We start from the raw sequence: 24,687 nt of genomic DNA on the forward strand, positions 1-24,687 counted from the left end.
CTGACAGGCTGCCTACGGACTCTTGCTTTCGGCCGGTGTCATTTCCGGTTATCGTCTGCGAATGCACGACACACAACATCCTGAAATGGAGCGCGTTTGTTTCCTATGTACAAGCGACTGATTGCCGGGGGGCTGGCCCTGGTGCTGTCTTCCGGCTGCTTCTTTACCCTCACCCAGGCCGAAGAAGGCATGTGGCTGCCGGATACGGTCAACACCCTGCCTCTTGCCAAAATGCGGGCCAAGGGTCTCACCCTCAAACCTGAAGACATTTATAACCCGAACGGCCCCAGCCTCAAGGATGCCATTGTCATCATTGACGGCGGCACGGGGGAGTTTATCTCACCCGAAGGACTTTTGCTGACCAACCACCACGTTGCCTTCGACGGCATCGCCAGCCTGAGCACCCCGGAAAAGGATTATGTCGCCCATGGCTTCGTCGCCAAAAACCGGAGTGAAGAACTGCCGACGCCGGGCTACACCGTTCAGGTGCTCGACATTATGAAGGATGTCACGGCGGAAGTCCTTGCCGGCGTCACACCGGAGATGACCGCCGAGGAACGGGAGAAAAAAGTTGCCGAAAACCGCAAAAAGATCATTGACGCCCAGACTCAGCCGAACCGGCAGGCCCAGGTTGTCGAAATGAACAGCGGGTTGCAGTTTTACCTCTACGTCTATGACGTGTTTCCCGACGTGCGGATGGTCTATGCCCCACCCAAGGACATCGGCTACTACGGCGGCGACCCGGACAACTTCGAGTGGCCGCGCCACTGCGGGGATTTCACCTTTTTCCGCGTCTATGCCAACAAGGACAACCGCCCGGCGGCCTATGCCAAAGACAACGTGCCGTACCGCCCGAAGAAGTACCTGACGATTTCGCTGGCCGGCTACAAAGAAGGCGACTTCACCATGGTCATGGGCTATCCGGGACGCACGAACCGCTACCGCGAAGCGTCCTCGGTGGAAACCAATGAACGCCTCCAGATTCCGCTGCTCATTGACTTTTTCACCGGCCAGATTGCCGCGCTCGAAGAAGCCGCCAGGGCCGACCGCAAAACGGCTCTGGCGCTGGCCTCGCAGATTTTCGGGCTGAGCAACTCACTCAAGGCGTACCAGGGCGCCCAGCGCACGCTCCGCCGCGTCCAGTTTCTCGAACGCCGCCGCAAGGAAGAAGCCGCGTTGGCGCAGTTCATTGCCAGCACACCCGAAAACCAGGCCAAGTACGGTGATGTCATTCCCAAACTGACCAAACTCAACGAGGAGCAGCGGCCGTTCGTGCCCACAGATTTCCTGCTGCCGCGGATTCCCGGTTTCGTCAGCCAGGTGGCTGGCGTGGCCAGTCTGGCGGTGGCGCGCGCACTGGACGCTGAAAAGCCAGCCAGTGAACGCAATCCACAGCTTGAAGCTCAGGTGAGCCGGGCCAAGGCTGCCATTCCGAACCTGTTTCGTGACCGGAACGCGAGTCTTGAACAGCAACGGCTGGTGGCGCTCTTTGAACTGGCCGATAAGCAGCCGGCAGGCTACCGTGTGGCTTTTCTTGACAGGCAGTTTGAAGGCAAAACCGGAGAAGCGCGCGCGGCAGCACAGCGGGAACTCGCCCGGCACATCATCGAGTCGCCCTACTACAGCACGCCGGGGCGGCTACAGGTGCTGTTTGAGCTGTCGGCGGCCCAGCTCCGGGCGCTGGACGACCCCGGAATCAACTTCCTGCTGGCGCTGGCCCCCGAAAGCGATGCCGCACGCAAGCGTACGGAACGCTTCAATACTGAAGTTACCCCGCTGCGGGCGCGCTACATTGCAGCACTGGCAGCCAGTCGCGGCAACCAGTCCTTCTACCCGGACGCCAACCGTACGCTGCGGTTCACCTACGGCGAAGTCAAGGGCTACACACCCAAGGATGGGGCCACTTATCGCTACTACACGACCCTGTTTGGGGTTGTCGAAAAGGACCGTGGCGTTGAACCGTTTGCCGCGCCCCAGGCGGTCATTGACCTGTACCGGCGCAAGGATCACGGCCGGTACTTTGAGCCACGTTTCGGCGATGTGCCCGTGAATTTTCTCTCCACGAATGACATCATTGGGGGCAACTCGGGAAGTCCCATCCTGAACGGGCGCGGCGAAATCATCGGCGTCGTCTTCGACGGCAATTTTGAAGGGTTGGGCAACGACTTCCTGTATGATTACGACAGCCAGCGCACCATCAGCGTGGACATCCGCTACGTACTGTTCCTGACCGAGAAAATGGCAGGGGCGGATTACCTGTTCAAGGAAATGACCTTTGCACCGGCCAGCGGCGCGGCAACGCGCCGGTAAACCGCCGGTCAACACGGTGTGTGGGAGGTTGGCATGCTCGGGCGACTCATGTGGCGTGGACTTTGTGGTCTGGTCGGTCTCGTTCTCGTCAGCGGCGTGGTCGTGGCCCATGAACGCGGACATGGCCCTACCCGCGACAGCGCCCGTGCGGCGCTGCGGATGACGGCCGACGATCCCCGTTTCTTTCCGCTGCACGCCATCCGGCCCGGACTGGTCGGCGTGGGCCGCACGGTATTTCAGGGCGACCGCGTGGAAGACTTCGGCGTGGAAATCCTGGGAATTTTGCCCGGCACACCGAATCCGAAACAGTCCTTCATCGTGGCGCGGCTGACCGGCTCCAACGTCGAGCGCACGCTGGTCTTTGCCGGGATGAGCGGCAGCCCGGTTTTCATCGAAGGCAAGCTCGTCGGCGCGATCTCGGCGGCCTTTGCCTTTGCCAAGGAGCCAATTGCGCTCATCATGCCGATTGCCCACATGATTGAAGTCTTTGCTGAAAGCGACCCGGCGCCGCTCGCCCGGCGGACCGGGGCGCTTTCGCCTATCCCGGTTGACGCGGCAGCCGTGGCGCACATTCCGGCGCTGCGTGATGCCTGGCGCGAAGGCGGGGCCTTCCTGCCGATTGCCACGCCACTGGCGGCGTCCGGTTTTGCCGTGGATGTCCTGGCGCCCTTTGCCGCCACCTTTGAAGGGCTGGGCTTCCGGGTTGTCAACGGTGGCGGCGCTCCGGCGCAACCAGCCGGTCTGGGCGTCATCACCCCGGAAACCCTTGCGCCGGGGCGGACGGTCTCCGTGGACCTCATGCGCGGCGACTTCGGTCTGAGCGCCTCCGGCACGGTGACGTGGCGCGATGGCGATGACATTCTGGCGTTCGGTCATCCCTTCTTCAGCCCCGGCGGGATTGGCGGCGTGATGTTTCCGATGTCAGAAGGCGAAGTGGTGACGGTCATCCCGAACGTCGGCAACTCCTTCAAGCTGACGGTGCCCAAAGCCCCGGTCGGAGCCATGACGCAGGATCGCTCGGCAGCCATCCGTGGGCGGCTGGGCATCACGGCCCCGATGATCCCGGTGACGGTTGAGGTCAAAAGCGCGCTTGGTGCTGCCCGGCGCTACCGTTTTGAGATTGTCGAAGACGGCTTCCTGTCGCCGATTCTGGCCAACATCGGCGTCGCGGCCAGTCTGACGACCACGGAACGCAGCATTGGCGAGGCGACGCTCCGCGCCGAAGGGCGGATTGAGCTGGACGGCGCACCGCCGGTCCGGTTCGCCCGTTCGATTGCTTCCAACTTCAGCCCGGCCACGGGCGTCGGCGTCAGCGTGGCGCAACCGCTGGCGACATTGCTCAACAGCGGGCTGGCCAAGGGGAAGGTACGCGCCATCCACGTCACTGTGACAGCGCGGGATGCCCGGCTCAACGCCACCCTGGACGGACTGTGGGCCGACCGCCTGCGCGTCCGGCGGGGTGAAACCCTCCACCTGACGCTTGTGGCCCACAATGCCCAGGGGCAGACTTTGGTCGAGAAGGTGCCCGTCACCATTCCGGCTGATGCGCGTCCCGGTATGGTGACGCTGCTCGTCGGTGATGGCCGCGTCATGGATGCCCTCGATCCGGTTGTGACCGGCACGGCTGAGAATCTGGGACAGCTTGCGGCGGCACTCAATCGCCTGCACCGCCCTGACCGGCTCTACGTTCGGCTCTACCGTACTGAGCCGGGTGCGGTCATCGGCGAGGAAGCCATGCCGGCGCTGCCGGCTTCCTATCTGGCGACCATCAGCAGTGCGCGTATCAGAACCGAAGGAAAAGCCCTGCCAACCCTGACCCTGCTCAAACAGGAACTACCACCCGGCGAGTGCGACGTGAGCGGCCGCCAGCAACTGGAGGTTGAAATCCTGCCGTGAGGCTGGCCGGTCACGGCCGGGGCCGCAACCGCACCCGGTAAGGAGGAACGGAACTCGGTGTCCACGGCAGCGACCCCGATGATGCGCCAGTACTTTGCCATCAAGGCCAAGTACCCCGGCACTCTGCTCTTTTTCCGGCTCGGCGACTTCTACGAGATGTTCTTCGAGGACGCCCACATTGCGTCACGCGAACTCGATCTCACCCTCACCGCCCGCCACAAGGATACCGCCCAGCCTGTCCCCATGTGCGGCGTTCCCTACCACGCCGCCGCCAGCTACATTGCCCGGCTCGTCGAGCGCGGCTACCGCGTCGCCATCTGCGAGCAGACCGAAGAAGCCACCGGCAAGACCAAACTTGTCGAACGCGCCGTCGTGCGCGTGGTGACGCCGGGCACCTCCCTCGAAGAAACCCTGCTGACCGGAGCCGAAAACCGCTTTCTCGCCGCACTCTCCAGCAACGCGGAAGCCACGGCGGTTGCCCTGCTTGACGTCACCACCGGCGAGTTTTCCGTGACGGAACTGCGGGGTGAAGCGCACCTTGAAGCCGCGCTCAACCTGCTCGAACGCTTTGACCCACGCGAAGTCCTCGCCCCGCAAACACTCGCCCCACTGCTCAGTGCAGCCTTCCCGCAGCCGCCTTCGCCGGATGCACCGGCGGAGGGGAAGCCCTCCGGGCCACCGCGCTTCACGGCCGCCCTCACCCTGACCGAACAGCTTTCATTTGCCCCGGACGCCGGTGAAGCCCTGCTGCGGGAGCACTTTGGCGTCCGCTCGCTGGCCGGCTTCGGCCTCGAAGGCCGGCCGCTGGCGATTGGCGCCGCCGCGGCTGTCCTGCGTTACCTCCGTGAAACGCAGATGAGTGACGCGCGTCATGTGACCGGCGTGACGTGGTTCGAGACGACAACCACGCTCGAACTCGACCTGCTGACGCTCAAAAATCTGGAAGTCATCACAGGAGCCAGCGGCAGCAAACGGGATGCCCTGCTGGGCGTCCTCGACGACACCATCACCAACATGGGCGCGCGCCTGCTCAGGCAGTGGCTTCTGCGTCCGTCGCTTGAGCTGCCCATCATCGAAGCCCGCCTCGACGCCGTGGATGAACTGCACCGGAAACCCATCGAACGGGATGGCTTCCGGCAGTTGCTCCGCGAGATTCAGGACATCGAACGCCTCGTCGGACGGCTTTCCCTCAACCTGGCCACGCCCCGCGACGTAGCCGCGCTGCGCACAAGCTGCGCACATCTGCCGGCGCTCAGGGAGCGGCTGCTGAACTGTACGTCATCCCTGCTGCTGACGCTGGGTGAAACCCTCGACCCGTGCGCCGACCTGCACCAGCGCATGGCCGAAACCCTGTCCGATGCGCCTCCGGTCAAACTTGACGAAGGCGGCGTCATCCGTCCCGGCTTCAGCGCCGAACTGGATGAGTTGCGTCATCTGCGCCATGACGCCAGCGGGGCCATGGCCGCCATCGAACAACGGGAGCGTGAACGTACCGGCATTGGTTCGCTCAAAGTGCGCTTCAATCAGGTCTTTGGCTACTACATCGAAGTCACCAAAGCCAACCTCAAGTACGTTCCGGCGGACTACGAACGCAAGCAGACGATTGCCAACGGCGAACGCTACACGACGCCCGAACTCAAGCAGCTCGAAGCGCGGCTGCGCGACGCCGAAGTGCGGCTGCTGGCGCTGGAAACCCAGCTTTTTCAGGAACTGCGCGCCTTTCTCGTCGCCCACGCCCCGCGTTTGCAGACGGCAGCCCGCATCGTGGCCGTGCTCGACGTGCTGGCGGCGCTGGCGGAAGTGGCCGCGCGACGGCGCTACGTACGCCCAGAACTGCACGCCGGCGATGAACTCGTCATCGAAGACGGCCGGCATCCGGTGGTCGAAGCCAACGTCGAGCGGTTTGTTCCAAACGATGTCCGTATGAACAATTCGACCGACCGGCTGCTCATCATCACCGGGCCGAACATGGGCGGCAAAAGCGTGTTTCTGCGCCAGGTCGGTCTCATTGTTCTGATGGCGCACGCTGGCGCGTTTGTGCCGGCCCGCCGCGCCTCCATTCCGCTGGTGGACCGGATTTTCACGCGCATCGGCGCTTCAGACAACGTGGCGCGCGGCCGTTCGACCTTCATGGTTGAGATGACGGAAACGGCCTGCATTCTCAACACGGCCACGCCGCGCAGCCTCGTTCTGCTCGATGAAGTCGGGCGCGGCACTTCGACCTTTGACGGGCTTTCGCTCGCGTGGGCCGTGTGTGAGTACCTGCACGACGACCCGCACCACGCGGCAAAAACGCTGTTTGCGACCCACTACCACGAGCTGGTTGAACTGGCGCAGGTGCTGCCGGGCGTGTGCAACGTCCAGTTGGCGGTTTCGGAACAGAATGGCGACATCGTGTTTCTGCACCGCGTCATACCGGGCAGCGCCAGCAAGTCCTACGGCATAGAAGTCGGACGGCTGGCCGGTCTTCCGGCTTCGGTCATCGCGCGCGCCCGTGAAATCCTCGCCAATCTGGAAGCCAATGAACTCGATGTCCTTGGCAAGCCCAAGCTGGCTCGGCATCTGCCGGCCCGCCGGGGCAGGGCCCAGCGCGCGCAGCCGACGCTGTTTGAAGCCGTCAACGAAAGCGTCATCGAAGAACTCCGCGCGCTCGACCTGAACAGCCTGACACCTGACCTGGCGCTGACCGTTCTGCGCCGCCTGCAGGAACGGCTGTTGTAGGCCACGTTGCGGCCCCGACAGCGCGCGCCGCAGACAACCACCTCCGGGGCGGCTTCACTGGCTTTGCCTGTCCAGCGCACGCAGCAGCTTGTCGTGCAGGCCGTCAAAACCGCCGTTGGACAGAATGGCGACGACTTCCCGTGGCTGGAGATGCCCCAGCAGGTACTCCACAATGGCTTCTGCGCCGGAGCGTACAACTGCCGTTTTCCCACGCGCCGTCAGGTCGGCGCAGAGCTGTTCCGGTGAGAAGCGGTCGTCGGCAGCCACCTTGGTGCTTTCAAACACCGGCGCAACAACAACCTGCCGGGCAGCGTCAAACGCCTCGGCATAGGCCGCCTGAAACACCCGCTTGCGCGACGACCACGAACGCGGCTCAAACACGGCCGTCAGGGGACGCCCCGGAAAGCGCCGCGCCAGGGCTTCCAGGGTTTCCCGAACAGCCGTCGGATGGTGCGCGAAGTCGTCAATGACGGTGATACCGCCGACTTCCCCCCGGACTTCCATCCGCCGTTTGACCGCACGAAACGTAGCCAGTCCCGTGGCGATGCGTTCCGGGGAAACGCCCCAGCGGGTAGCCGCAGCGATGACGGCCAGCGCGTTGCGGACGTTGAATGCACCAAAGGTCGGCAGCTCGAACGTTGCCCACGGCATGCCGGCCCGACTGACACGGAAACGCATACCGTTCGCCGTGTATTCCAGGTCGTGGGCGCGCCAGAGCGCATCGGGTGCATCAAGTGCGAAACCTTCCACCGGGGACCACGCCCGCGCCGCCACGTCGCGCGCGTGCGGCGAGTCAAAGCCGACGATGCATGCACCGTTGCGCGGAATGAGATTGACGAAGCGCCGGAAGGCCAGCTTGACGGCATCCAGGTTGGGGTAGATGTCCGCGTGATCGAATTCGACGTTGTTGACGATGCCGATTTCCGGCAGGTAGTGCATGAACTTCGGCCCCTTGTCGAAATAGGCCGTGTCGTATTCATCGCCTTCGAGCACGACGTAGTCGCTTTCCGTCACGCGAAAGCTGGAGCCGAAATTTTCGGCCACGCCCCCGACGAGAAACGTCGGCTCCAGTCCGCCAACCGTAAGCACATGGGCGGCCAGCGCCGTCGTCGTCGTTTTGCCGTGGGTGCCGGTGACGACCAGAACGCGCCGGCCCCAGAGAAATTCCTGCTTGAGCACTTCCGGCAGTGAGGCGTACCGCCAACGCTGTTCCAGCACGTATTCCACCTCCGGGTTGCCGCGTGGAATGGCATTGCCAATGACGACGACATCCGGCCGGCGGTGCGCCAGGTGCGCCGGGTCATAGCCCAGATGGACCGGAATTCCCAGGCGGGCAAGTTCGTCCGACATCGGCGGATAAACGTGGGCATCCGAACCGGTGACTTCATAGCCCCGCGCCTTGAGCATCCCGGCCAGCGAGGCCATGGCTGTGCCGCAAATGCCAATGAGATAGTAGTGGGTCATATCATGGCGCTCCCGTGACACCTTCCGTTGGTTGGCTCTGGCTCAACTCGCGGGTCAGTGCCGCAAGTGGCCGCCAGTCCCGGTCGGCAATGCGGACTTCGGTGGCTTCCCAACCCCGGGCCGTCCGGGCCAGCTTGAACGTGGCCTCCACCTGCGCTTCGACGATGGCATCGCCGGGTGAAAAGCCGGGCAGAACGCGCCGGATGCGAATGCGGTCACGCTCGTAGCGTCCGCCCAAGGCGCGCTGAAGCACCTGCTGCGCCTCCCGCGCCGAAAGCTGCCGGCCGGCAGCCAGCCCGGCGGCAAAAGCCGCTGCCGCCAGACCACTGCCAACAGCGACCGCCAGGAAGGTGACTTTCCAGAAGCGTCGGTTCATCATTGCTCCGTTTCCACAGCAGCCGTTTTGGCGGCTGCGCCGGTGTATTCGGCCATGGCCTTGCCCAGGTCGTCGCCGGCAGCCACTCCGGCCGTACGGGCGGTGTTGAGATAGTTGGCCACGAAACTGAACACGAGCACCCGTCCATTGGCGGCGGTGACGTAACCGGCCAGCGCGCTCACGTCATCGAGCGTTCCGGTTTTGGCCCGCAGGTTCTCAGCGGCGCGCGTCCCCTTCATACGGCTGCGCAGCGTGCCGTCCACACCGGCAATGGGCAGCGAATCGTAAAACACGTCCCAGGCTGGATGTTTGCGCATGAAGCGGAGCAGGGTGGTCAGTGCGCCCGGCGTCAGGTTGTCGAGCCGTGACAGCCCGGAACCGTCGCGGATTTTCAGTTCGGCAACCGCAACCCCGGCGCGGGAGAGAAATTCCGCCACGACTTCACAGCCGGCCACGTCAGCATCCTTGTCCGCAGTGCCACGGGTTTTGCCCAGATGGCGCAGAAGAAGCTCCGCGTAGAGATTGGAGCTGATTTTGTTGGTCGTCCGCACCCAGAGCGACAGCGGTGGCGATTCGATGAAGGCCACTTCCCGGAGCGTCTCCAGCGCCAGCGGTTGCCGCTGCCGCATGTTGGCATCAGCCCGCCGGACACCGCCCCGCACGACGATTCCCCGGCGCACGAGCATGTCCCGGAACAGGTGCGCGGCAAAGCGGGCCGGGTCGTGAATGGCCACGCCCAACTCACGTCCCCCGTTGGGCGGCAGTGCGCCGTACAGTTCGATGACGTTGTCAGCCAGGCCGCGGTGCAGCCCAAAGGTGTCGGTTTCCTTGCCGGCGGCCGTCACGGCTTCGTTGCGCAGGGTGATGTAATCCGTCGCTGGCGTACAGGTGACGGCCACCTTTTCTCCGGGGCGCGTCGGCGCCACGGTCAGCGTCACGTGGTTGTCAGCGACGGACAGCGCACTGACTTCCGCGCCGTAGTACCACTGCAAGTCATCCCAGCCCCAGCCGTCGCCGAGCGGCGCGGCGCGGAAGTAGCTTTCATCGCCGACGACATCGCCGGTGATTTCCCGGATGCCGGCCGCCGCCACCTGGTCGGCAAGCTGTTCGAGCGGCGTCAGGCGGGTGTCTTTTTTGTCGGCGTTATAGCGGTCGGAAATGGTCGGATCGCCGCGTCCGACGAGCGTCAGATCGCCGGTGACGACGCCGTTGGCATCCGGCAGTGGCACATAGACCGAGGTGCGCACGCGGAAGTCCGGCCCCAGAACATCGAGCGCCGCGGCCGTGGTGACGAGTTTCATGTTCGAGGCCGGTAAAAACCGCTTCTCGCCGGCGACATCGGCCAGGACTTCGCCTGTTTCGGCATCTTCGATGTGGATACCAAGGCGCGCCCCCTGCAATGCCGGACGGGCAGCCAACTGCTCCACAAACGTCTGAAGTGCCCCCGCTGGCAGTGGTTTGCCTGGCGACGCCAACGGGGCCGAAGGTGACTGCGGGGTGCCTTTCGGTGATGATTTCGGCGCTGCTTTCTGTACCGGGCGCGCGGCTGACCGACCGGCCCGCTGCGCTTCGACCACCGGAGCAGGTTTCCAGAGCAGTCCGGTAGTGAGCGCCAGCCCGACGGCCGCCTTCAACCAGAATGCCGGGCACGGTTGCTGAAGCATGTTCAGTCTTCACAAGGTGTCCAAGGTGTGGCACTGGCGGCTTTTGCCCCCGGCACCTCAGATGACTCACCTTAGCATGGCGGACGAAAAGCTTTCGACCGGCAAAGTTTCCGTTGCAGTCAGCCCTACCATGAGCGAAGTTGGAAGGGAAACGTCCCGCTGATTCCTGACAAGCTGACCCACTGACTTTCTGTCAGCCCGTCCATCGGCTGCTGATTCCAATGGCGAACCAATACGTACCACAGGCTTGTTCCGTACCGCTCGCAACGTCGCGGGCCGACTTCTGGCGTGCTGTTCTCGAACTGATGAAACCGCTCACTTGGTTTGCCCCGATGTGGGCGTTCCTGTGCGGAGCCATCAGCAGTGGGGCCGCGCCGACGGGTGAGTTCCTGTGGAACCTGTTTCTGGGAGCCATTCTGGCCGGGCCGCTGATGTGTTCGATGTCACAGGTCATGAATGACTACTGTGACCGGGAAGTGGACCGCATCAACGAGCCGCAGCGGCCGTTTCCTTCCGGGCGGATTACAGAAGCCCAGGGGCTTTGGCTGTGTACGGCGCTGACGCTCGCCTCTTTCGGAATGGCCTGGATTGTTGGCGCCTGGCCGGTACTGCTCATCACCGTTGCGGCTTTTGTGATGTCGTTGCTCTACAGCGCGCCGCCGGTACGCGGCAAACGCAATGGCTGGTTCGGCAACGGGCTGGTGAGTTTTGCCTACGAAGGCGTGGCGTGGGCGACGGGCTGCCTGGCGGTTTCCGGGGCCTTTCCGCCAGCGAGCCTTGCCGGGGCGGTGCTCTACAGCATTGGCGCGCACGGGATCATGACGCTCAACGACTTCAAGAGTGTGCCGGGCGACACGGCGCTGGGGATTCGTTCCGTGCCGGTGCAGCTTGGCATTCCACGCGCCGCGCGGGTGGCCTGCTATGTCATGAACATTCCGCAACTGCTGTGTGTGGGCCTGCTGGCGTGGTACGGGGAATGGCTGTGGGCGGCCGTCCTGATGGGGCTGCTCGTGGCCCAGATACCCCTTCAGGTCAAGCTCGTCCGGGACCCGGAGGCACGCGCCCCCTGGTACAACGCCACCGGGACGACGCTGTATGTGCTGGGCATGATGGCCTATGCCATTGCGATTCGCTGAGCGGCCCGGTTGCCGCAGATGCCCCCTGAACACGCGCGCGGGCGCAGACTTGCACGAGACGAGAAGACGGAACGTATGAGAATCATCATCTACACCGGCAAGGGCGGAGTTGGAAAAACCAGTGTTGCGGCAGCAACGGCACTGCTGGCGGCCGAGCGCGGCCTGCGTACGCTGGTGATGAGCACAGACCCGGCCCACAGCCTTTCGGATTCCTTCGACCTTCCGCTTGGCCCCGAACCGGTACGGATTGCCGACCGGCTCGATGCCCTGGAAACCAACGTCTATCGGGACCTGGAAGAAAACTGGGGCGTGGTGCGCGCCCACTTTGCCGAAATCCTCGCCAGCCAGGGGGTGGATGGGGTTCTGGCAGACGAGTCCGCCATCCTGCCCGGCATGGAAGAACTGTTCAGCCTGACGCGCATTCGGAAGTACCGGGAAAGTGGCGAGTACGACCTGCTCGTGGTGGATGCCGCGCCCACGGGAGAAACCCTGCGCCTGCTTTCGATGCCGCAAACCTTGAACTGGCTCATCCGGCTGGTGCGCGGACTGGAAGCCTCGCTTGTACGTCCCATTGTGCGCCCCCTGGCGAATGCCACACCCGGACTGCGGAAGTACATGGCGTCAGAGAAGGTCTTTTCCGAAGTTGATCGCATGTTCCGCAACCTCGAAGTCATGCACGACATTCTGTGTGACGGCACGACAACGACGGTGCGCCTGGTGATGAACGCCGAAAAAATGGCCATCAAGGAGTCCAAGCGGGCACTGACTTACCTTAATCTCTACGGACTGCTTTCGGATGGCATCGTGGTCAACCGGCTTTTGCCAGTTCACGAAAACAGTGGTTTTCTGGAAGGATGGAAGGACGTTCAGCAGCGTTACCTGGCGGAGATTGAGGACTCATTTCAGCCGTTGCCAATTCTGCGGGCACCGATGTACGGTTCAGAAGTCGTCGGTATAGACCGCCTGCGGGTGCTGGCCCGCGATCTCTTTGGCGACACTGACCCGGCAGCGCGGCTCTACGACGAGCGTCCCTTTGAAATGTGCAAATCCGAGCATGACTGCCGCATTCGCATCCGGCTGCCGTTTCTGGAGCCAGACCGGCTCGAAACCTGGATTGCGGGCGATGAACTCGTCATCCAGATTGGCAACCAGCGGCGGATGGTTGGTTTGCCGACCTCGATGATTGGGCTGGAACCCAGTCATGCCGAGTATCAGAATGAATGGTTGAGTATTTGCTTTGAAACCCCGGTCGGGGTTGGCTGAAACCCGACCGGGGCGGCGGCGTCGCCCTGACGTACCTGACAGGTAGCGCGCCCTGCCGGTTGTTGCGTGTCAGTGTCCAGCGCAAGCAGCCAGGTGCCTGCCAGCATGGCCACGGCGTGTCCGGTTTGCGTCCCCAAAGTTCAGCTCACTTCCTTTCCATCCGAACTTCGGAGGACTTGTTGCTATGGGTCAGTTCAAAAAGGTCGTGGACTCCATCGTCGAAATCGGCGAGATCAACCTTGAAGGTCACATCAACCTCGTGGGCGACATTTACCGCGCCATTGCCTACAACTTCGACCGCATTCAGGGACGTATGTTTGACAACCTGTATGACGGCGGCGGGGCACGGCGCAGTATGGGCGCGTCTCCGGCGGGCAAGACCACGGCTTCCCGCTTCACAGCCGAAGGATAGTCCAGGATGGGAAGTTCGGGTTGGGCGCCGGGAGCCACCTGGTGCGCCATCCGGGCTTCCCGTTTCATCCACCCAGTCCATCCACGCCCCATCAAGGCGGTTTGAGGAGAAACGACGATGGCCAACGTCGCGCTGGAGCTGCCTGTCCCTTACATTGGCAAAAATGTCGAACGGAAACACGTCGAGGAGTTTTTCCGCTATCACCGCGAACCGGATGAAGTGGTCATTGCCCTGTTTGACGGGATCATCTTCGATGGCGACGGCAAGCGGGTTGGCGGGCTGACCCTGCACGACTACGTCATTCTGACCGACCGGCACTTTGTGCTCTGGGCGCGTGGCTTGCAGTCGGATGTTCTCGACCGCCTGGATTACCGTGGCGTGAACCTGAGCGCCAAACCGGCTGATACCCTGCATGGTGAGTTGGCGCTGGAGTTTACACCGCCGGCTGTTCCCAAGCCCCTGACGGCGCGGGTGGACCTGCTGCCCATTATGGACCTGCCGGCGCTGGAAGAGTTGTTTGAACTCACCAAAGCGGTGGTGACACGAAGTGCCGGGCAGGCTGGCGGACAGCAGGCTGGCGGACAGCAGGCTGGCGGACAGGCAGAAACATCCACAGGCCAGCCGCTATCGTCTTCCCAAAGCAGTGCCGCTTCCCAAAGCAGCGCCGCTGACGCCACAGCAGCTCAGACAGCAGCTCAGATTGAGCGCATCCGGGCCATTGTCCAGGAATCCCATGCCAGGCGGGGTACGACGTTCCGGGTCCCGCCACCGACCCCAACGGCGCGGCCTACCCCGCCCGATGCACCATCCGGCAGAGTTCCATCTCCTGATTCCCCCTTTGGCACCGGACGCCCGGTTTCCAACGCGAGCTATGCCGTTTATCGCGTCGCGCAGGTTGCCAAAGATGCTGTCGGGACACTTCCGACGGAAGTCGGCAAAACCATCGGGCTGGATGAAACCCTCTCGAAATTGGTGGACCGCATTCCCAAAGTTGAGGACATTGGTCAGATTACAGCTCTGATCGAGGCGCTCAACAAGCTGCTCATTACGGTGAGCGAAAACCCGGCCGCGCGGGCATTTCTGCTGCAGGCCATTGACCGGATGGTTGAGCAGGGTAGCCCCCTCAAACAGCTTCTGGCCTTCATTCAGAATGCCGGCAAGCCGGTCGCAAAGCCCGCCGGTCAACCTGTGACGGCGGCTGCGGCCCCGGCTGCCGGAGAAGCGGCTTCAGCTACAGCAGGCGTGACCAGCGAAACAGTCGGAAAAGCAACTGAGAGGACAACCGGGCCCATACCCGGGCCGCGCCGGACGGCCGTCAAGGTCAGCTTTGCGACCGACAAGCCACCCAAGCCGGCCGCAGAAGCGGCTGTCTCTTCACCCCCGCCGCTCTCGATTGCCTATAAACCAAACGTGGCGGCTGAAACCACACCCGAACTGGCTAACGCCAACTCGTGAGCACTTTCTGTGCGGCCCGGATGGAACTCGTCTGAAGGCGGTCAAGAGGCTGCCTCCCGACTGGTGACGGATACCACTGCCGGATACCATCCGTCAGTTTGTCTTGGCGGCCGTGGCGTGCAGCGATTAGATTTCGCTTTACGTCGTGACCGCTGGCGCGATCGCGTCGGTTTTGCCCCCAAGCCATCCTGCAAGACGAGGGCATTCGGTCAACATGGCCAGTCAGGTTGCGGTCACGCTTCCCGAAAGCGTTCACACGCGGTCACGTTTATTCGTCCAGTCCAGCACCCGTCAAACCGTCGCGCACCACTTTGGCAGTGCGATTGTCGAAGCCATCCGTCAGCAGGATTATACCTGCCGGGTTGGCCGCCTCACCCTCCACCTGGCACGTGAATTTGGCTTCTGCTACGGCGTGGACGATGCCCTTGAGCTGGCTTACGAGGCACGCCGCCGGTTCCACGACCGGAAGATTTATCTGGCCGGGGAAATCATCCACAACCCGATGGTCAACGGGCAGCTCGCCGCTGTCGGCATCCAACCGCTCGACGGACTGGCCCATCTCACCCCTCAGGATGTGGTCATCATCCCGGCCTTTGGCTTGCCTACCCCGGAGTTGTCCCGGCTGCGCCAGACGGGCTGCACCCTCATTGACACCACGTGCGGTTCGGTCGTCCACGTGTGGAAGCGCGTGGAACGCTACGCGCGCGACGGTTTCACCACCGTCATTCACGGGAAATACGACCACGAAGAGACGGCGGCGACCCGCTCGCAGGTGCTGGCCATACCCGGTGGGCGCTACGTTGTCGTCCGTGACCTGTCGGAAGCAGAGCGTCTGGCCGATGTCATCAGTGGACTGCAACCGGTGGACAGGCTGCACGACTTCTTTGCCCGGTTTGCCTCGCCTGGCTTTGACCCCCGGCATGACCTGGAAAAGATCGGTCTGGCCAACCAGACCACCATGCTGGCCAGCGAGTCCCTGGCGATTGCCGAGCGCTTGCGCGCCGCCATGACAGTGCGGTATGGCGAAGACGAAGTGCCATTCCGTTTCCGGTCCTTCGACACGATTTGCAGCGCCACCCAGGTTCGGCAGGATGCCGTGGCGCAGTTGCTGGCTTACGGTCCCGACCTGATGCTCGTTGTCGGCGGCTACAACAGCAGCAACACTGGCCACCTCTGCGAAATGGCTGCGGCGGTTTGCCCGACCTACCACATTACGGGTGCGGACTGTCTGGTGTCTGCCGAACGCATCCGCCACAAGCCGGCTTTTCAGACCGGTGAAGTTGAATCCCACCACTGGCTGCCTGCCGGCAAGCTCACCATCGGGCTGACTTCCGGCGCTTCCACGCCCGACCGCATCCTTGGGGAAGTGATCGTGCGGCTCATTGACGTGGCCGGCGAGTCCCTTCCCCCGGAATGGTCTGTTTCAGGTGCCGGAGCGTAAAACCACTTACGCCTGTCTGTCGCCACCCGTCGCCTGATCGAGCAGTTCGGCGATGTCAAAGGCTTTGACCCGCTCTTCGTTGTGGGCTTTGAGGCCGTCGGTCAGCATCGTCAGGCAGAAGGGACAGGCGGCCGCGATCATATCGGGCTTGGTTTCGAGCGCCTGGCGCGTGCGTTCGACGTTGACGCGCGGGGCCGCTTCTTCCATCCACATGCGCGCACCGCCCGCGCCACAACACATGCCCTTGTCGCGGGAGCGTTCCATCTCGGTCAATTTCGCGCCAATCTGGACAAGCACCTGGCGCGGCTCCTCATAGACACCATTTGACCGTCCCAGGTAACAGGAATCGTGATAGACCGCCGTGGCTTCAATCTTCTGCGTGGGTGTGATACGTCCTTCGGCCACGAGTTTCGACAGGTACTGGCTGTGATGCATGACCTCGAACGTGCCGCCAAACTGCGACCATTCATTCTTGATGGCGTTGAAGCAGTGCGGACAGGACGTGAGCACCGTCTTGAAACGAGGCTTGTAGTTGTTCAGTGTTTCGACGTTTTCCTGAATGAGCATCTGGGCCAGGTACTCATTGCCGGCACGGCGGGCCGGATCGCCGGTACATTTCTCCTCCTTGCCGAGAATGGCAAAGGAAATCCCGGCCTTTTTGAGCAGGCGCGCCACAGACCGGACGACCTTGCGGTAGCGATCATCGTACGATCCGGCGCAACCAACCCAGAACAGCACTTCGACCTGTTTCTGGTCGGCTTCGATCATGGACATCAGTGGTATTTCCAGCCCTTCGGCCCAGTCGGCGCGCCCGTCATGGCTGAAAGCCCACGGCGAGTATTTGTTTTCGAGGTTTGTAAACAGCGTGTTCAGTTCGCTGGGGAAGTCGGCTTCCTGCAGGACGAGGTTGCGGCGCATATCCACAATCGTGGGCACGTGCTCGATGCTGACCGGGCACTCCTGCATGCAGGCCTGGCAGGTCGTACAGGCCCAGAGTTCTTCGGGTGTGATGAACCGTTCGCTGATGATTTTCTGCGCCAGTACGTCTTTGACATGTTCGGGCAGTTCCCCGTTGCCATTGCCGTGGCCGTTGGCCGCAATGCCTTTGGTGAACGTCCCCAGCTTGCCGATGGTCAACTCGCCCTTTTCCTCGATGCGGTGGCGGATGTCCATCATGATCTTGCGCGGTGACAGCGGCTTGCCCGTGTTGTTGGCGGGACATACGGCTGTGCAGCGTCCGCACTCCGTACAGGTGTAGCTGTCGAACAACTGTTTCCAGGTGAAGTGTTCGATGTCTGAAGCGCCGAAGGTTTCGATGTCCTCGGCTTCGAGGTCCATTTTGGGTAGTACGCCTGACGATTGATGTGAGGCGAAAAAGACATTTGGCAGGGAGGCAATGACGTGCAGGTGCTTTGAGAATGGCAGGTAGTTGAGAAACACGAAAAGCACCAGGGCATGCGTCCACCACGCGGCTTCAAACAGCAGTTCGTTCTGGCTCCCACCCAGATAGAAGCCGACGACATCCGAAATGGGACGGAAGCCGAAAATGACGCTGTTGGTGGCCGGATGCGTGCCGTTGGCGATGAACATCGTCACCATCAGGGCAATGATCATGAGCAGGATGATGGTGGCATCCAGCCGGCTGGCCGGGGTCATTTCGCGCCCGGAAAACCGCTTGGGCTTGGTGACGTAGCGGCGAAACAGGAAGGTCAGGGAAGCGACGAGGACGAGCACGCCAAAAATGTCCTGTACACAGGTCAGCAGCTCATAACCGGGCAGAAAATACAGTGAAGCCTGTGGATGGAAGCCTTCCAGCACGACCTCGAAGGAGGCCAGTGTCAGGATGCAGAAGCCCCAGAAGACAGTGACGTGGAGTGCACCGGCCCACCAGTGGCGCATGATTTTTGTCTGGGCAAACCCGATGACGAGCAGGTCCCGGAGCCGCCGGGGCAGGTTGTCGAAGCGGTTTTCCGGCTTGCCAACCCGGATGTATTCAATGAGCCGCCAGGCATTGAACAGGAAGTAGCCGATGGCGGCGAAGAACAGCACGATGAAGATGGCGTTTTTGATGGTCATGGTGAGAGTGCGCGTCCTCCCGTAAATGAATGATGGCTCATTCATTCTCTCTGCCACAACCCTGCCCGGCGGGGCGGACCGGGAAGGACCAGCAGGTACGTGGAGATGAGGTGGAATGTCGGCTGAAGCTGCCTTCAGCCGGTGGAGCGTATCAAGCCTAACACTCTCCGGCTCGGTTGTCTTGTCGAACTGCTGGAAAATTTCCGAAACATCGCCACCCACCACATCCCTCGGCGGAGCCTCCAGCGGCAGACAGCGCCTTATCAGGACAATTGTTTCGCCGCCTGAGGGACGCGACCGGTGCATGCAGCTTTGCCAATGGAGACGAGCGAACAAAAGCCACACTTGACGGGCAATCACTTGATACGTATAGTCATCAAGCGTCGCAGGGGTTCATGGGTTTCCGATGACAGCCAGGAAAAAGCGTAAATCGCCGGACGGCACACCCACCAACGATCTCGTCTTCAGTGCATACGTAGGCACAAATGACGAGGTATTCCCCTTCGTCCTTTCCCTCTATGTCGAGCCTGGCAGCACTGTCGCCGACGTGACTTATGGGAAAGGGGTTTTCTGGCGAAACGTCCCTCCCGATGCCTACAAGCTCCTGGCGACTGACCTTCAGTCCGGGGTGGACTGCCGGAGCCTTCCATACCAAGATGGGTCTATTGACTGCGTTGTGTTCGACCCGCCGTACATGCACACGCCCGGCGGGACAGCGCATGTTGACCATCAAAACTACGAGGGTTACTACAAGAACAATCTCACCAGGTCAGAGAAGAAGTACCACGAGGCAGTCCTTGACCTCTACTTCAAAGCAGCCCGCGAGGCGTGGCGGGTTCTAAGGGAAGGTGGGACTTACGTGGTCAAGTGCCAGGACGAGGTTTGCGCCAATCAGCAACGCCTGACCCACGTTGAGATCATCAACGAACTTCAAAGTTATGGCTTTGTTGTGGAAGACCTCTTTGTTGTCGTGCGCAACGGAAGACCGGGGGTAAGCCGCCTGCTGAAGCAGGCTCACGCAAGAAAAAACCACTCCTATTTCCTTGTGTTTCTCAAGCCCAGGGGCCGGAAGCGATGGGCGGGACTCAAAAACCGACTGCAGATCACGACCAACGGGACAGGGAAACCACGACTGCCCTCTGCTAAGGATGAAGAATTTTCCCTCTTTCGCTAAAAAACTCCCCGAATTGTTTGATGGATATCAGGTTCGGGAATTGCTGCATCAGCTTTTGGTATCGGACAGGAATATCAAAGTAGTAGATGCGGTCCATGCGGGCGAGCAAACTCTGATAGACCAGCCATTGGTCAGGCACACATATCTCAACAACTTTCAGGGACCGCGAGTCAAGTTTCGTCTCAGAAAATAGCACCATTATTCCTTGGTACGCATGGCTCCCATAGGCTTCGTTGAGAAGCCGCTGGTGCGCCCACGCCTGGACTACCCGCTCCCTGGAAGACATCTTCACCGGCAGGTGCACTTTCCTCCCCCCCGATGTCCATCAAAAAGTCCATGGTCATCAGGATATCCTGCCCGTGAACGGGCAATCTGGCGCGCTTTGTCGGATTTACACCTAAGGCTTGAGCGAAAAGATGTCCTACGTAGCACTCAAAGAATGTCGCCGGCCCTTTTTTGTTCTGGCGGTCAAATATCTCCAGTGCCAGGCATGGCGCGAGCGCCACAGTGTAGGTCAATTGCCCAAACTCCACGGTGGTGATGGTTTCCGCCTGCCACGTTTCCCACAGCCGGGATATGGCGTCAGGGCAGGGTAGAAAGAATCCCTTGTTCGCGGGACGTGCGACGACGTTGTCCTTCCTGAAGCTGAAATACTCCTTTCCGGAAACACAGGAGACAAGATCAAGCTGCTGGCATTCGTTTATGAGAAATGTCAGTGACTTGAGCGCAAGCTGCAATATCGCGCGTCCAGCGTCGTTGCTCTTCAAATCAACGCGGCACAGCCGCTTTGCTTCTTTGTATGCGTTCTGGATCAGGTCGGCTGTCATGCTACCTAAAGCCCGCGCATCAATTCCGAGAGCGACATATCCAGTGCCTTCGCAATGTTTTCGATATTGCGCAGGGCCAGGTTCCGTTCGCCGCGCTCAATACCACCTATGTAGGTTCGGTCCAAACCGCACTTGGCCGCAAAAGACTCCTGTGAGTAGCCTTTGCTCAAACGCAACTCCCGGACCCGGGCTCCAAACCGAACGAGAATATCCTGCCGACGTTCCATGATCCGACCCAATCAAAGCTGCTGTCTATAGGGCTACGGACTATAGGTATCAAACCTGCGCACGGGCTGTCCTACCAGGAATCGCGTCAGGTTTTGGCTGATAGCAGGAGATACAACCCGCCGCTGCTGAACAACAGGTTTGGCCCCCAGGCCGACCAGAACAGCGGCAGCAGGCGATAGTAACCGAGCTGCTCAAACAGGTTGACTGTTCCCCAGAACGCCACGGCCAGCCCAATACCGATGGCAATTCCCACCATGGCCCCGCGCCGCCCGACGGTGAGGGCAAAGGGAATGCCAACCAGCACCATGATGAAGCAGGCCAGCGGAGCGGCGATTTTCACCTGAATGGCCCGTTGCAGGTTTTCGACATCCAGCCCTTGCGCAGTGAGCTCCGCCACCTGCTGCTGCAACTGGCCGATACTCATTTTGGTGATGTCCGTCGTGCTTTGCCGGAAGTAATCCGGTGTTTCCGCCAGTTTGAGACGTAGCTCGCCAATCGGCTGGCGTTGGCTTTCCAGCCCATCCGCCGAGAAGGTGCGACGCCAGCCATTGGTCAGCACCCACTCTTCGGTTACGGCATCCCAGCGGGCTTTGGCCGCATACGTACGCGACACCAACCGCGCCGTCGTGGGATGAAGTTCATACATGCCAAAGCTCGTAAACTCGTTGCGCTCGGTGTCAAAGACGGCAAAGTTGAATATCCGGTGGTCACGCCCACGAAACCACTTGCGGTTTTTCTGATGGAAGGTCTGCGGCGGCAAGGTCCCGCCACGAATCTGGTAACGCAGGTAATCCTGGCGTGGATTCGACACCGGCAAGACAAATTCCTGCAAGCTGACCATCAGTAGTGCGGCCAGCCCGCCGCCCAGAAACAACGGCAGCGACAGCCGGTAAAGACTCTGCCCGCTGGCATAGAGCACCACGAGCTGGGCGGATTTCGCCAGCAGCCCCAGCGTGACAAGCGTAGCCACCAGCACGGCAAAGGGCAGCATGTAGTTTAGGATTTGGGGCGTTAGAAACAGCAGATAGCCAGCGACGATGCCAAAACCGATGCGGTTCTGGACAATCGAATTGATGAGCTCAAACAGCGTGAACACGTGGAAGATGCCCACCAACCCAAGCAGGACGAGCAGAAAAGCGCCCACGGCTTCACGAAAAATCAGGCCGTCCACAATCCGGGGAAACCCCAGCCGGACACGGGGCGCAGAAAACGCCGCTGCTGTTCCCCTGGCCAGCCAGTCCGGGAGGTTCGTGTCAGAAGTCCGGCGCCACAGCCGCCGCCCGATGTACAGGGTCAGTTCCCAGACCCAACGCCCTCCCTGCCAAAACCAGTTCCAGACCGTCCAGCGCCGAATCCACTGCCCGATGCCACCGGACATCACGCCGGCCAACCCCAGAAACAGCAGATTGGGCAACCAGACGGCCAGCGCGACCGGCAGGGCACCGCTGCGTGCAGCCCGCTCGCCCCCCAGCATCAGCAGGTAAAAGGCCAGCGCCAGCATAATGCCAATCAACAAGCCGCCTGACCGCCCGCTGCGCAGGGTTGTCACCCCCAGCACCACCCCAAAGAGTGCAAATATCAGGCAGGCCGCCGGCAGGGCCATACGCTTGTGTATCTCGGTTGCTGCGGCCCGTGCCTGAGCCGGGCTGCTGGGCTTGAAACGCCACAGGTCGGGAAAGGCAAGCAGCTCCGGTCCCGGCGGCGGGGCTTGCAGGTCGGGATCGCCATCATCCTTGCCAAGCGCAAAACTGGCCGTCAGGCTTCCCGAAGCATTCACGAAGTAGCCTGCCACCTCATCCGGCTGCCGTGATTCCTGGCCATAAACCCGCGCCTTTTCCAGCCGCAACTCACTGTCCTGCAACGTTCTGCCGATGATGATCTGCCCGGATTCGGCCGAGTAGATTTTGGGTTCCTCGTTCGGCTGGGACGAAGTCTCGGCAATGAAAATCCGCTGCCACTTCCCTTCCCCGTCGCTCCGGTCAACGTAGAGAATCTTGCCCGGCAGGTCTTCGGTGAACGTGCCGGGCTTGATGTAGGTCTCGATGCTGCGCAGCAACAGCTCGGAGCGTGTTTTCTTGAGCTGGTTAAGAGATTTGACGGCCGTCGGCAGCAGATAAAAGGTGTTGTAGCCGGTGATGCCTGTCACGGCGATGCCGACCAGCAGCGGCGGACGCAACAGCGCCCAGCGTCCCACTCCGCCCGCCTGCAGGGCCACGATTTCGCGGTCGCCAGACAACCGCCCCATCGCCATCGTGACGCCCACCAGAAACGCAATCGGCAGGGTGAAGATGACAATGCCGGGCAGCAGCGACAGAACAAGTTTGACAAGTGGCGTGCTCGACAGACCACGCCGGGCAAAAACGACGAACAGTTCCGAGAAACGTCCGGCCTCGTGAATGAAAATCACCGCCGTCAGCAGAAAAAAGACGGTGGCGACGTAGGGCAGAATTTCACGGATGAGATAGCGGTCGAGAAGCCGCATAGGGCGGGCAGAAAACACAACGGGGCTTCCACTCCGGCGGACGGCCGTGAGCGGAAGCCCCGTTCCCGGTCAGGATTTGGCCGGCTCGACGGTGAAGAACGTCTTGGGCGTGAGCGTCTTCCGGGCCACTTTGTCGGTCACGACCACGGTGATTTCATAGCTGCCCGGCTCCAGCTTTTCGAGCGGGATAAGCCGCCCCAGCACGATCTGCTGCCCGTAACCGCTCAGGTCGGAAATGCCATTTTTGCCGTCCTCACGGATACGCTGCACTTCCTGCCCGGTTTTGACATTGGTGATGACGTATTCGGCTTCAATGGCCGGGCGCAATGAAGCCTGGTCAATCTGGACGTTGTACACCTGCATGTACACGCCCAGTGACTGATTCTGCTTGAAGCGTTGCGTCACACTCGGCCGCACTTTGTTGGCGCCGATGATGAACTGGCTGCCCGAAACGCGCGTGACCGGCTCCACGATGTCCGCCAGAATGAGCGAACTCGTTGAAAGCGCATCCGGTGAGTAGCGCGGCACTTCAAACCCCTGGCGGACGATGCCGGTGTGCCCGCTCGTCACGTCGCGGACAACGAAATCAATCTTGTAGTTGCCCGGCGGCAGGATCAGGCTTTTCTGATAGACGGAGTTGAGCTTGCGCCCGACCTCAAACTGGGACTGCTGATAGGTGATGATGGGTGCTTCCTCGAAAATCCCCACCCGTTTGCCGGTCAGCGCCGACACGCGGGCATAGAGGTTGAGCTGGGCTTTCTGAATGCCACCCTCGTCCTTGAAGCCCAGGTCGGCGTTGTTGAACATCAGGGTAAAGGTCGTCACGATGGCGGATTCGCCGGCGCGCAGGAAGTCCGTGCGTACGTCAAACGGCAGCACGTCAAACTCCACCTGCTGGTCAACCCGCTCGGCCAACTGGCGATAGCGTACTGAAGGAGCGCGTTGCAGGTTGGTGAGAATTGCCAGGCGCTCGAAGGGCATGTCCTGCGTCCGCATCGGATACAGCGGATTGTTGCCATACCGGTTGCCGGGATTGAAGAACGGCCGGTCCACCTTCGAGGCCAGCCCAAGTTGCTCGGCCAGGGTCAAGCCGGCATTCGGGACAAACAACAGGGCGTCTTTTTCGTCCGCATGGCGGGCGATACGGTACTCGCCGCTTCCCGTCGGGTCCACAAACTCAATTTCGATACCTGAACCGACGCCTTCCAGATACCGGTAGAACCAAATCTCGAATGGGTAGGTCGAGGTCGTTCCGCCACCTTCGTAAATCGGGCGCTCGTAGGGGCCTCCAGCCGGACGTGACTCAATGCTATCCGGCGGCCCCCAAGTGATGTAGATGCGCCCCCGGTCGGTCTTCCAGCCGGGAATGCCGGAGGTGAACTTTTCATTGGCGTAGGCAATACGCCGGTAGTACTCCTCGCGGTACTCATTTTCTGGCGTGTCCGGGTCTGGGTCGCGCCGCAGCCAGAACTGCTCGATGAATTCCTCGCGCTCTTCGTCGGTCTGAAGCTTCTTGAAGGCTGCGCGCTCTTCCGGCGTGATGATGTAGTCCACGTCCTCGTTGACCCAACGCTGGTAGATTTTGTCGAGTTCGATCTTGCGCTGTTTCTTCTTCCTGGGTTGTGAATCTTCCTGCCCGTATGTCGCCAGTGGTGCCAGCGCCGTGGCAATCCCCAGCCCCGTGGCTAGCACCAGACGCCCAATATCCTTCAGGCTTAACATGGTCGGCAAAACCTCCACGACCGCTTCCGTGTTTTGAAAC

The 24,687-nt window shown here is 61.5% G+C and carries 17 protein-coding genes; 9 read left to right on the plus strand and 8 right to left on the minus strand.

The window, feature by feature from the left end; all coding sequences use genetic code 11:
- Positions 1 to 105: 105 nt before the first annotated feature.
- The 3 genes from J8C01_RS08660 to mutS are packed head-to-tail and all read left to right on the plus strand — an operon-like array spanning position 106 to position 6,927.
- Complete coding sequence (locus tag J8C01_RS08660; RefSeq protein ID WP_211431647.1) at positions 106 to 2,310, plus strand: S46 family peptidase; 2,205 nt, start codon at positions 106 to 108, stop codon at positions 2,308 to 2,310.
- Between the two features lie 33 nt (positions 2,311 to 2,343).
- Positions 2,344 to 4,206 carry a hypothetical protein gene (locus J8C01_RS08665; RefSeq protein WP_211431648.1) on the plus strand — a complete coding sequence of 621 codons (1,863 nt, stop codon included), beginning with the start codon at positions 2,344 to 2,346 and terminating at the stop codon, positions 4,204 to 4,206.
- 57 nt (positions 4,207 to 4,263) lie between these two features.
- Positions 4,264 to 6,927: a DNA mismatch repair protein MutS gene (gene mutS, locus J8C01_RS08670; RefSeq protein WP_249355432.1), complete on the plus strand. Its 2,664-nt coding sequence runs from the start codon at positions 4,264 to 4,266 to the stop codon at positions 6,925 to 6,927.
- A gap of 54 nt (positions 6,928 to 6,981) precedes the next feature.
- Here the strand turns inward: mutS and mpl are convergent, their stop codons facing one another.
- From mpl to dacB, 3 genes are read right to left on the minus strand one after another with little or no spacing between them, the layout of a single operon-like run.
- Entirely contained in the window at positions 6,982 to 8,391 is a 1,410-nt protein-coding gene (gene mpl, locus J8C01_RS08675) for a UDP-N-acetylmuramate:L-alanyl-gamma-D-glutamyl-meso-diaminopimelate ligase (RefSeq protein ID WP_211431649.1), read from the minus strand.
- 1 nt (position 8,392) lies between these two features.
- Positions 8,393 to 8,770 (minus strand): hypothetical protein, encoded by a 378-nt coding sequence (locus J8C01_RS08680; protein ID WP_148263997.1) that lies wholly within the window; start codon positions 8,768 to 8,770, stop codon positions 8,393 to 8,395.
- Positions 8,767 to 10,431: a D-alanyl-D-alanine carboxypeptidase/D-alanyl-D-alanine endopeptidase gene (dacB, locus tag J8C01_RS08685; protein WP_211431650.1), complete on the minus strand. Its 1,665-nt coding sequence runs from the start codon at positions 10,429 to 10,431 to the stop codon at positions 8,767 to 8,769. The genes J8C01_RS08680 and dacB overlap by 4 nt, the downstream gene beginning before the upstream one ends.
- Before the next feature lie 221 nt (positions 10,432 to 10,652).
- On the opposite strand from dacB, the gene chlG reads away from it, so the two are divergent.
- The 5 genes from chlG (at position 10,653) to J8C01_RS08710 (ending at position 16,138) form a co-directional block, all read left to right on the plus strand.
- The gene (gene chlG, locus J8C01_RS08690; protein ID WP_014100246.1) at positions 10,653 to 11,567 is read left to right on the plus strand and encodes a chlorophyll synthase ChlG; all 915 of its coding nucleotides are present in this window, start codon (positions 10,653 to 10,655) and stop codon (positions 11,565 to 11,567) included.
- A gap of 75 nt (positions 11,568 to 11,642) precedes the next feature.
- Complete coding sequence (locus J8C01_RS08695; RefSeq protein WP_014100247.1) at positions 11,643 to 12,830, plus strand: ArsA family ATPase; 1,188 nt, start codon at positions 11,643 to 11,645, stop codon at positions 12,828 to 12,830.
- Between the two features lie 184 nt (positions 12,831 to 13,014).
- The gene (locus J8C01_RS08700) at positions 13,015 to 13,242 is read left to right on the plus strand and encodes a bacteriochlorophyll c-binding family protein (protein WP_014100248.1); all 228 of its coding nucleotides are present in this window, start codon (positions 13,015 to 13,017) and stop codon (positions 13,240 to 13,242) included.
- Between the two features lie 117 nt (positions 13,243 to 13,359).
- Positions 13,360 to 14,697 carry a hypothetical protein gene (locus J8C01_RS08705; RefSeq protein WP_211431651.1) on the plus strand — a complete coding sequence of 446 codons (1,338 nt, stop codon included), beginning with the start codon at positions 13,360 to 13,362 and terminating at the stop codon, positions 14,695 to 14,697.
- Between the two features lie 214 nt (positions 14,698 to 14,911).
- Complete coding sequence (locus J8C01_RS08710) at positions 14,912 to 16,138, plus strand: 4-hydroxy-3-methylbut-2-enyl diphosphate reductase (RefSeq protein ID WP_211431652.1); 1,227 nt, start codon at positions 14,912 to 14,914, stop codon at positions 16,136 to 16,138.
- 6 nt (positions 16,139 to 16,144) lie between these two features.
- Here the strand turns inward: J8C01_RS08710 and J8C01_RS08715 are convergent, their stop codons facing one another.
- Positions 16,145 to 18,214, minus strand: a complete 2,070-nt coding sequence (locus J8C01_RS08715; protein ID WP_014100251.1) for a (Fe-S)-binding protein — start codon at positions 18,212 to 18,214, stop codon at positions 16,145 to 16,147.
- Positions 18,215 to 18,620: 406 nt separating this feature from the next.
- On the opposite strand from J8C01_RS08715, the gene J8C01_RS08720 reads away from it, so the two are divergent.
- Positions 18,621 to 19,388: a DNA methyltransferase gene (locus tag J8C01_RS08720; protein ID WP_211431653.1), complete on the plus strand. Its 768-nt coding sequence runs from the start codon at positions 18,621 to 18,623 to the stop codon at positions 19,386 to 19,388.
- Positions 19,389 to 19,570: 182 nt separating this feature from the next.
- On the opposite strand, the gene J8C01_RS08725 is transcribed toward J8C01_RS08720, so the two are convergent.
- From J8C01_RS08725 to J8C01_RS08740, 4 genes are all read right to left on the minus strand, one after another.
- Positions 19,571 to 20,215 carry a hypothetical protein gene (locus J8C01_RS08725; protein WP_211431654.1) on the minus strand — a complete coding sequence of 215 codons (645 nt, stop codon included), beginning with the start codon at positions 20,213 to 20,215 and terminating at the stop codon, positions 19,571 to 19,573.
- A gap of 5 nt (positions 20,216 to 20,220) precedes the next feature.
- Positions 20,221 to 20,442: a helix-turn-helix domain-containing protein gene (locus J8C01_RS08730; RefSeq protein WP_211431655.1), complete on the minus strand. Its 222-nt coding sequence runs from the start codon at positions 20,440 to 20,442 to the stop codon at positions 20,221 to 20,223.
- 86 nt (positions 20,443 to 20,528) lie between these two features.
- Positions 20,529 to 22,925, minus strand: a complete 2,397-nt coding sequence (locus J8C01_RS08735) for an LptF/LptG family permease (protein ID WP_211431656.1) — start codon at positions 22,923 to 22,925, stop codon at positions 20,529 to 20,531.
- 69 nt (positions 22,926 to 22,994) lie between these two features.
- Positions 22,995 to 24,647, minus strand: a complete 1,653-nt coding sequence (locus tag J8C01_RS08740; protein WP_211431657.1) for a GWxTD domain-containing protein — start codon at positions 24,645 to 24,647, stop codon at positions 22,995 to 22,997.
- Between the last annotated feature and the right edge of the window lie 40 nt (positions 24,648 to 24,687).

The sequence above is a fragment of the Chloracidobacterium sp. D genome (genome assembly GCF_018304685.1).
Lineage (GTDB): Bacteria > Acidobacteriota > Blastocatellia > Chloracidobacteriales > Chloracidobacteriaceae > Chloracidobacterium > Chloracidobacterium thermophilum.

Bases quoted from the DNA above. Each gene is read 5' to 3' on its own strand.
- J8C01_RS08730 (WP_211431655.1), bottom strand. From the start codon at position 20,442: ATGGAACGTCGGCAGGATATTCTCGTTCGGTTTGGAGCCCGGGTCCGG.
- J8C01_RS08695 (WP_014100247.1), top strand. From the start codon at position 11,643: ATGAGAATCATCATCTACACCGGCAAGGGCGGAGTTGGAAAAACCAGT.
- J8C01_RS08660 (WP_211431647.1), top strand. From the start codon at position 106: ATGTACAAGCGACTGATTGCCGGGGGGCTGGCCCTGGTGCTGTCTTCC.
- J8C01_RS08740 (WP_211431657.1), bottom strand. From the start codon at position 24,647: ATGTTAAGCCTGAAGGATATTGGGCGTCTGGTGCTAGCCACGGGGCTG.
- J8C01_RS08725 (WP_211431654.1), bottom strand. From the start codon at position 20,215: ATGACAGCCGACCTGATCCAGAACGCATACAAAGAAGCAAAGCGGCTG.
- dacB (WP_211431650.1), bottom strand. From the start codon at position 10,431: ATGCTTCAGCAACCGTGCCCGGCATTCTGGTTGAAGGCGGCCGTCGGG.
- J8C01_RS08715 (WP_014100251.1), bottom strand. From the start codon at position 18,214: ATGACCATCAAAAACGCCATCTTCATCGTGCTGTTCTTCGCCGCCATC.
- J8C01_RS08665 (WP_211431648.1), top strand. From the start codon at position 2,344: ATGCTCGGGCGACTCATGTGGCGTGGACTTTGTGGTCTGGTCGGTCTC.
- chlG (WP_014100246.1), top strand. From the start codon at position 10,653: ATGGCGAACCAATACGTACCACAGGCTTGTTCCGTACCGCTCGCAACG.
- J8C01_RS08680 (WP_148263997.1), bottom strand. From the start codon at position 8,770: ATGATGAACCGACGCTTCTGGAAAGTCACCTTCCTGGCGGTCGCTGTT.
- J8C01_RS08735 (WP_211431656.1), bottom strand. From the start codon at position 22,925: ATGCGGCTTCTCGACCGCTATCTCATCCGTGAAATTCTGCCCTACGTC.
- J8C01_RS08705 (WP_211431651.1), top strand. From the start codon at position 13,360: ATGGCCAACGTCGCGCTGGAGCTGCCTGTCCCTTACATTGGCAAAAAT.
- mpl (WP_211431649.1), bottom strand. From the start codon at position 8,391: ATGACCCACTACTATCTCATTGGCATTTGCGGCACAGCCATGGCCTCG.
- J8C01_RS08720 (WP_211431653.1), top strand. From the start codon at position 18,621: ATGACAGCCAGGAAAAAGCGTAAATCGCCGGACGGCACACCCACCAAC.
- J8C01_RS08700 (WP_014100248.1), top strand. From the start codon at position 13,015: ATGGGTCAGTTCAAAAAGGTCGTGGACTCCATCGTCGAAATCGGCGAG.
- J8C01_RS08710 (WP_211431652.1), top strand. From the start codon at position 14,912: ATGGCCAGTCAGGTTGCGGTCACGCTTCCCGAAAGCGTTCACACGCGG.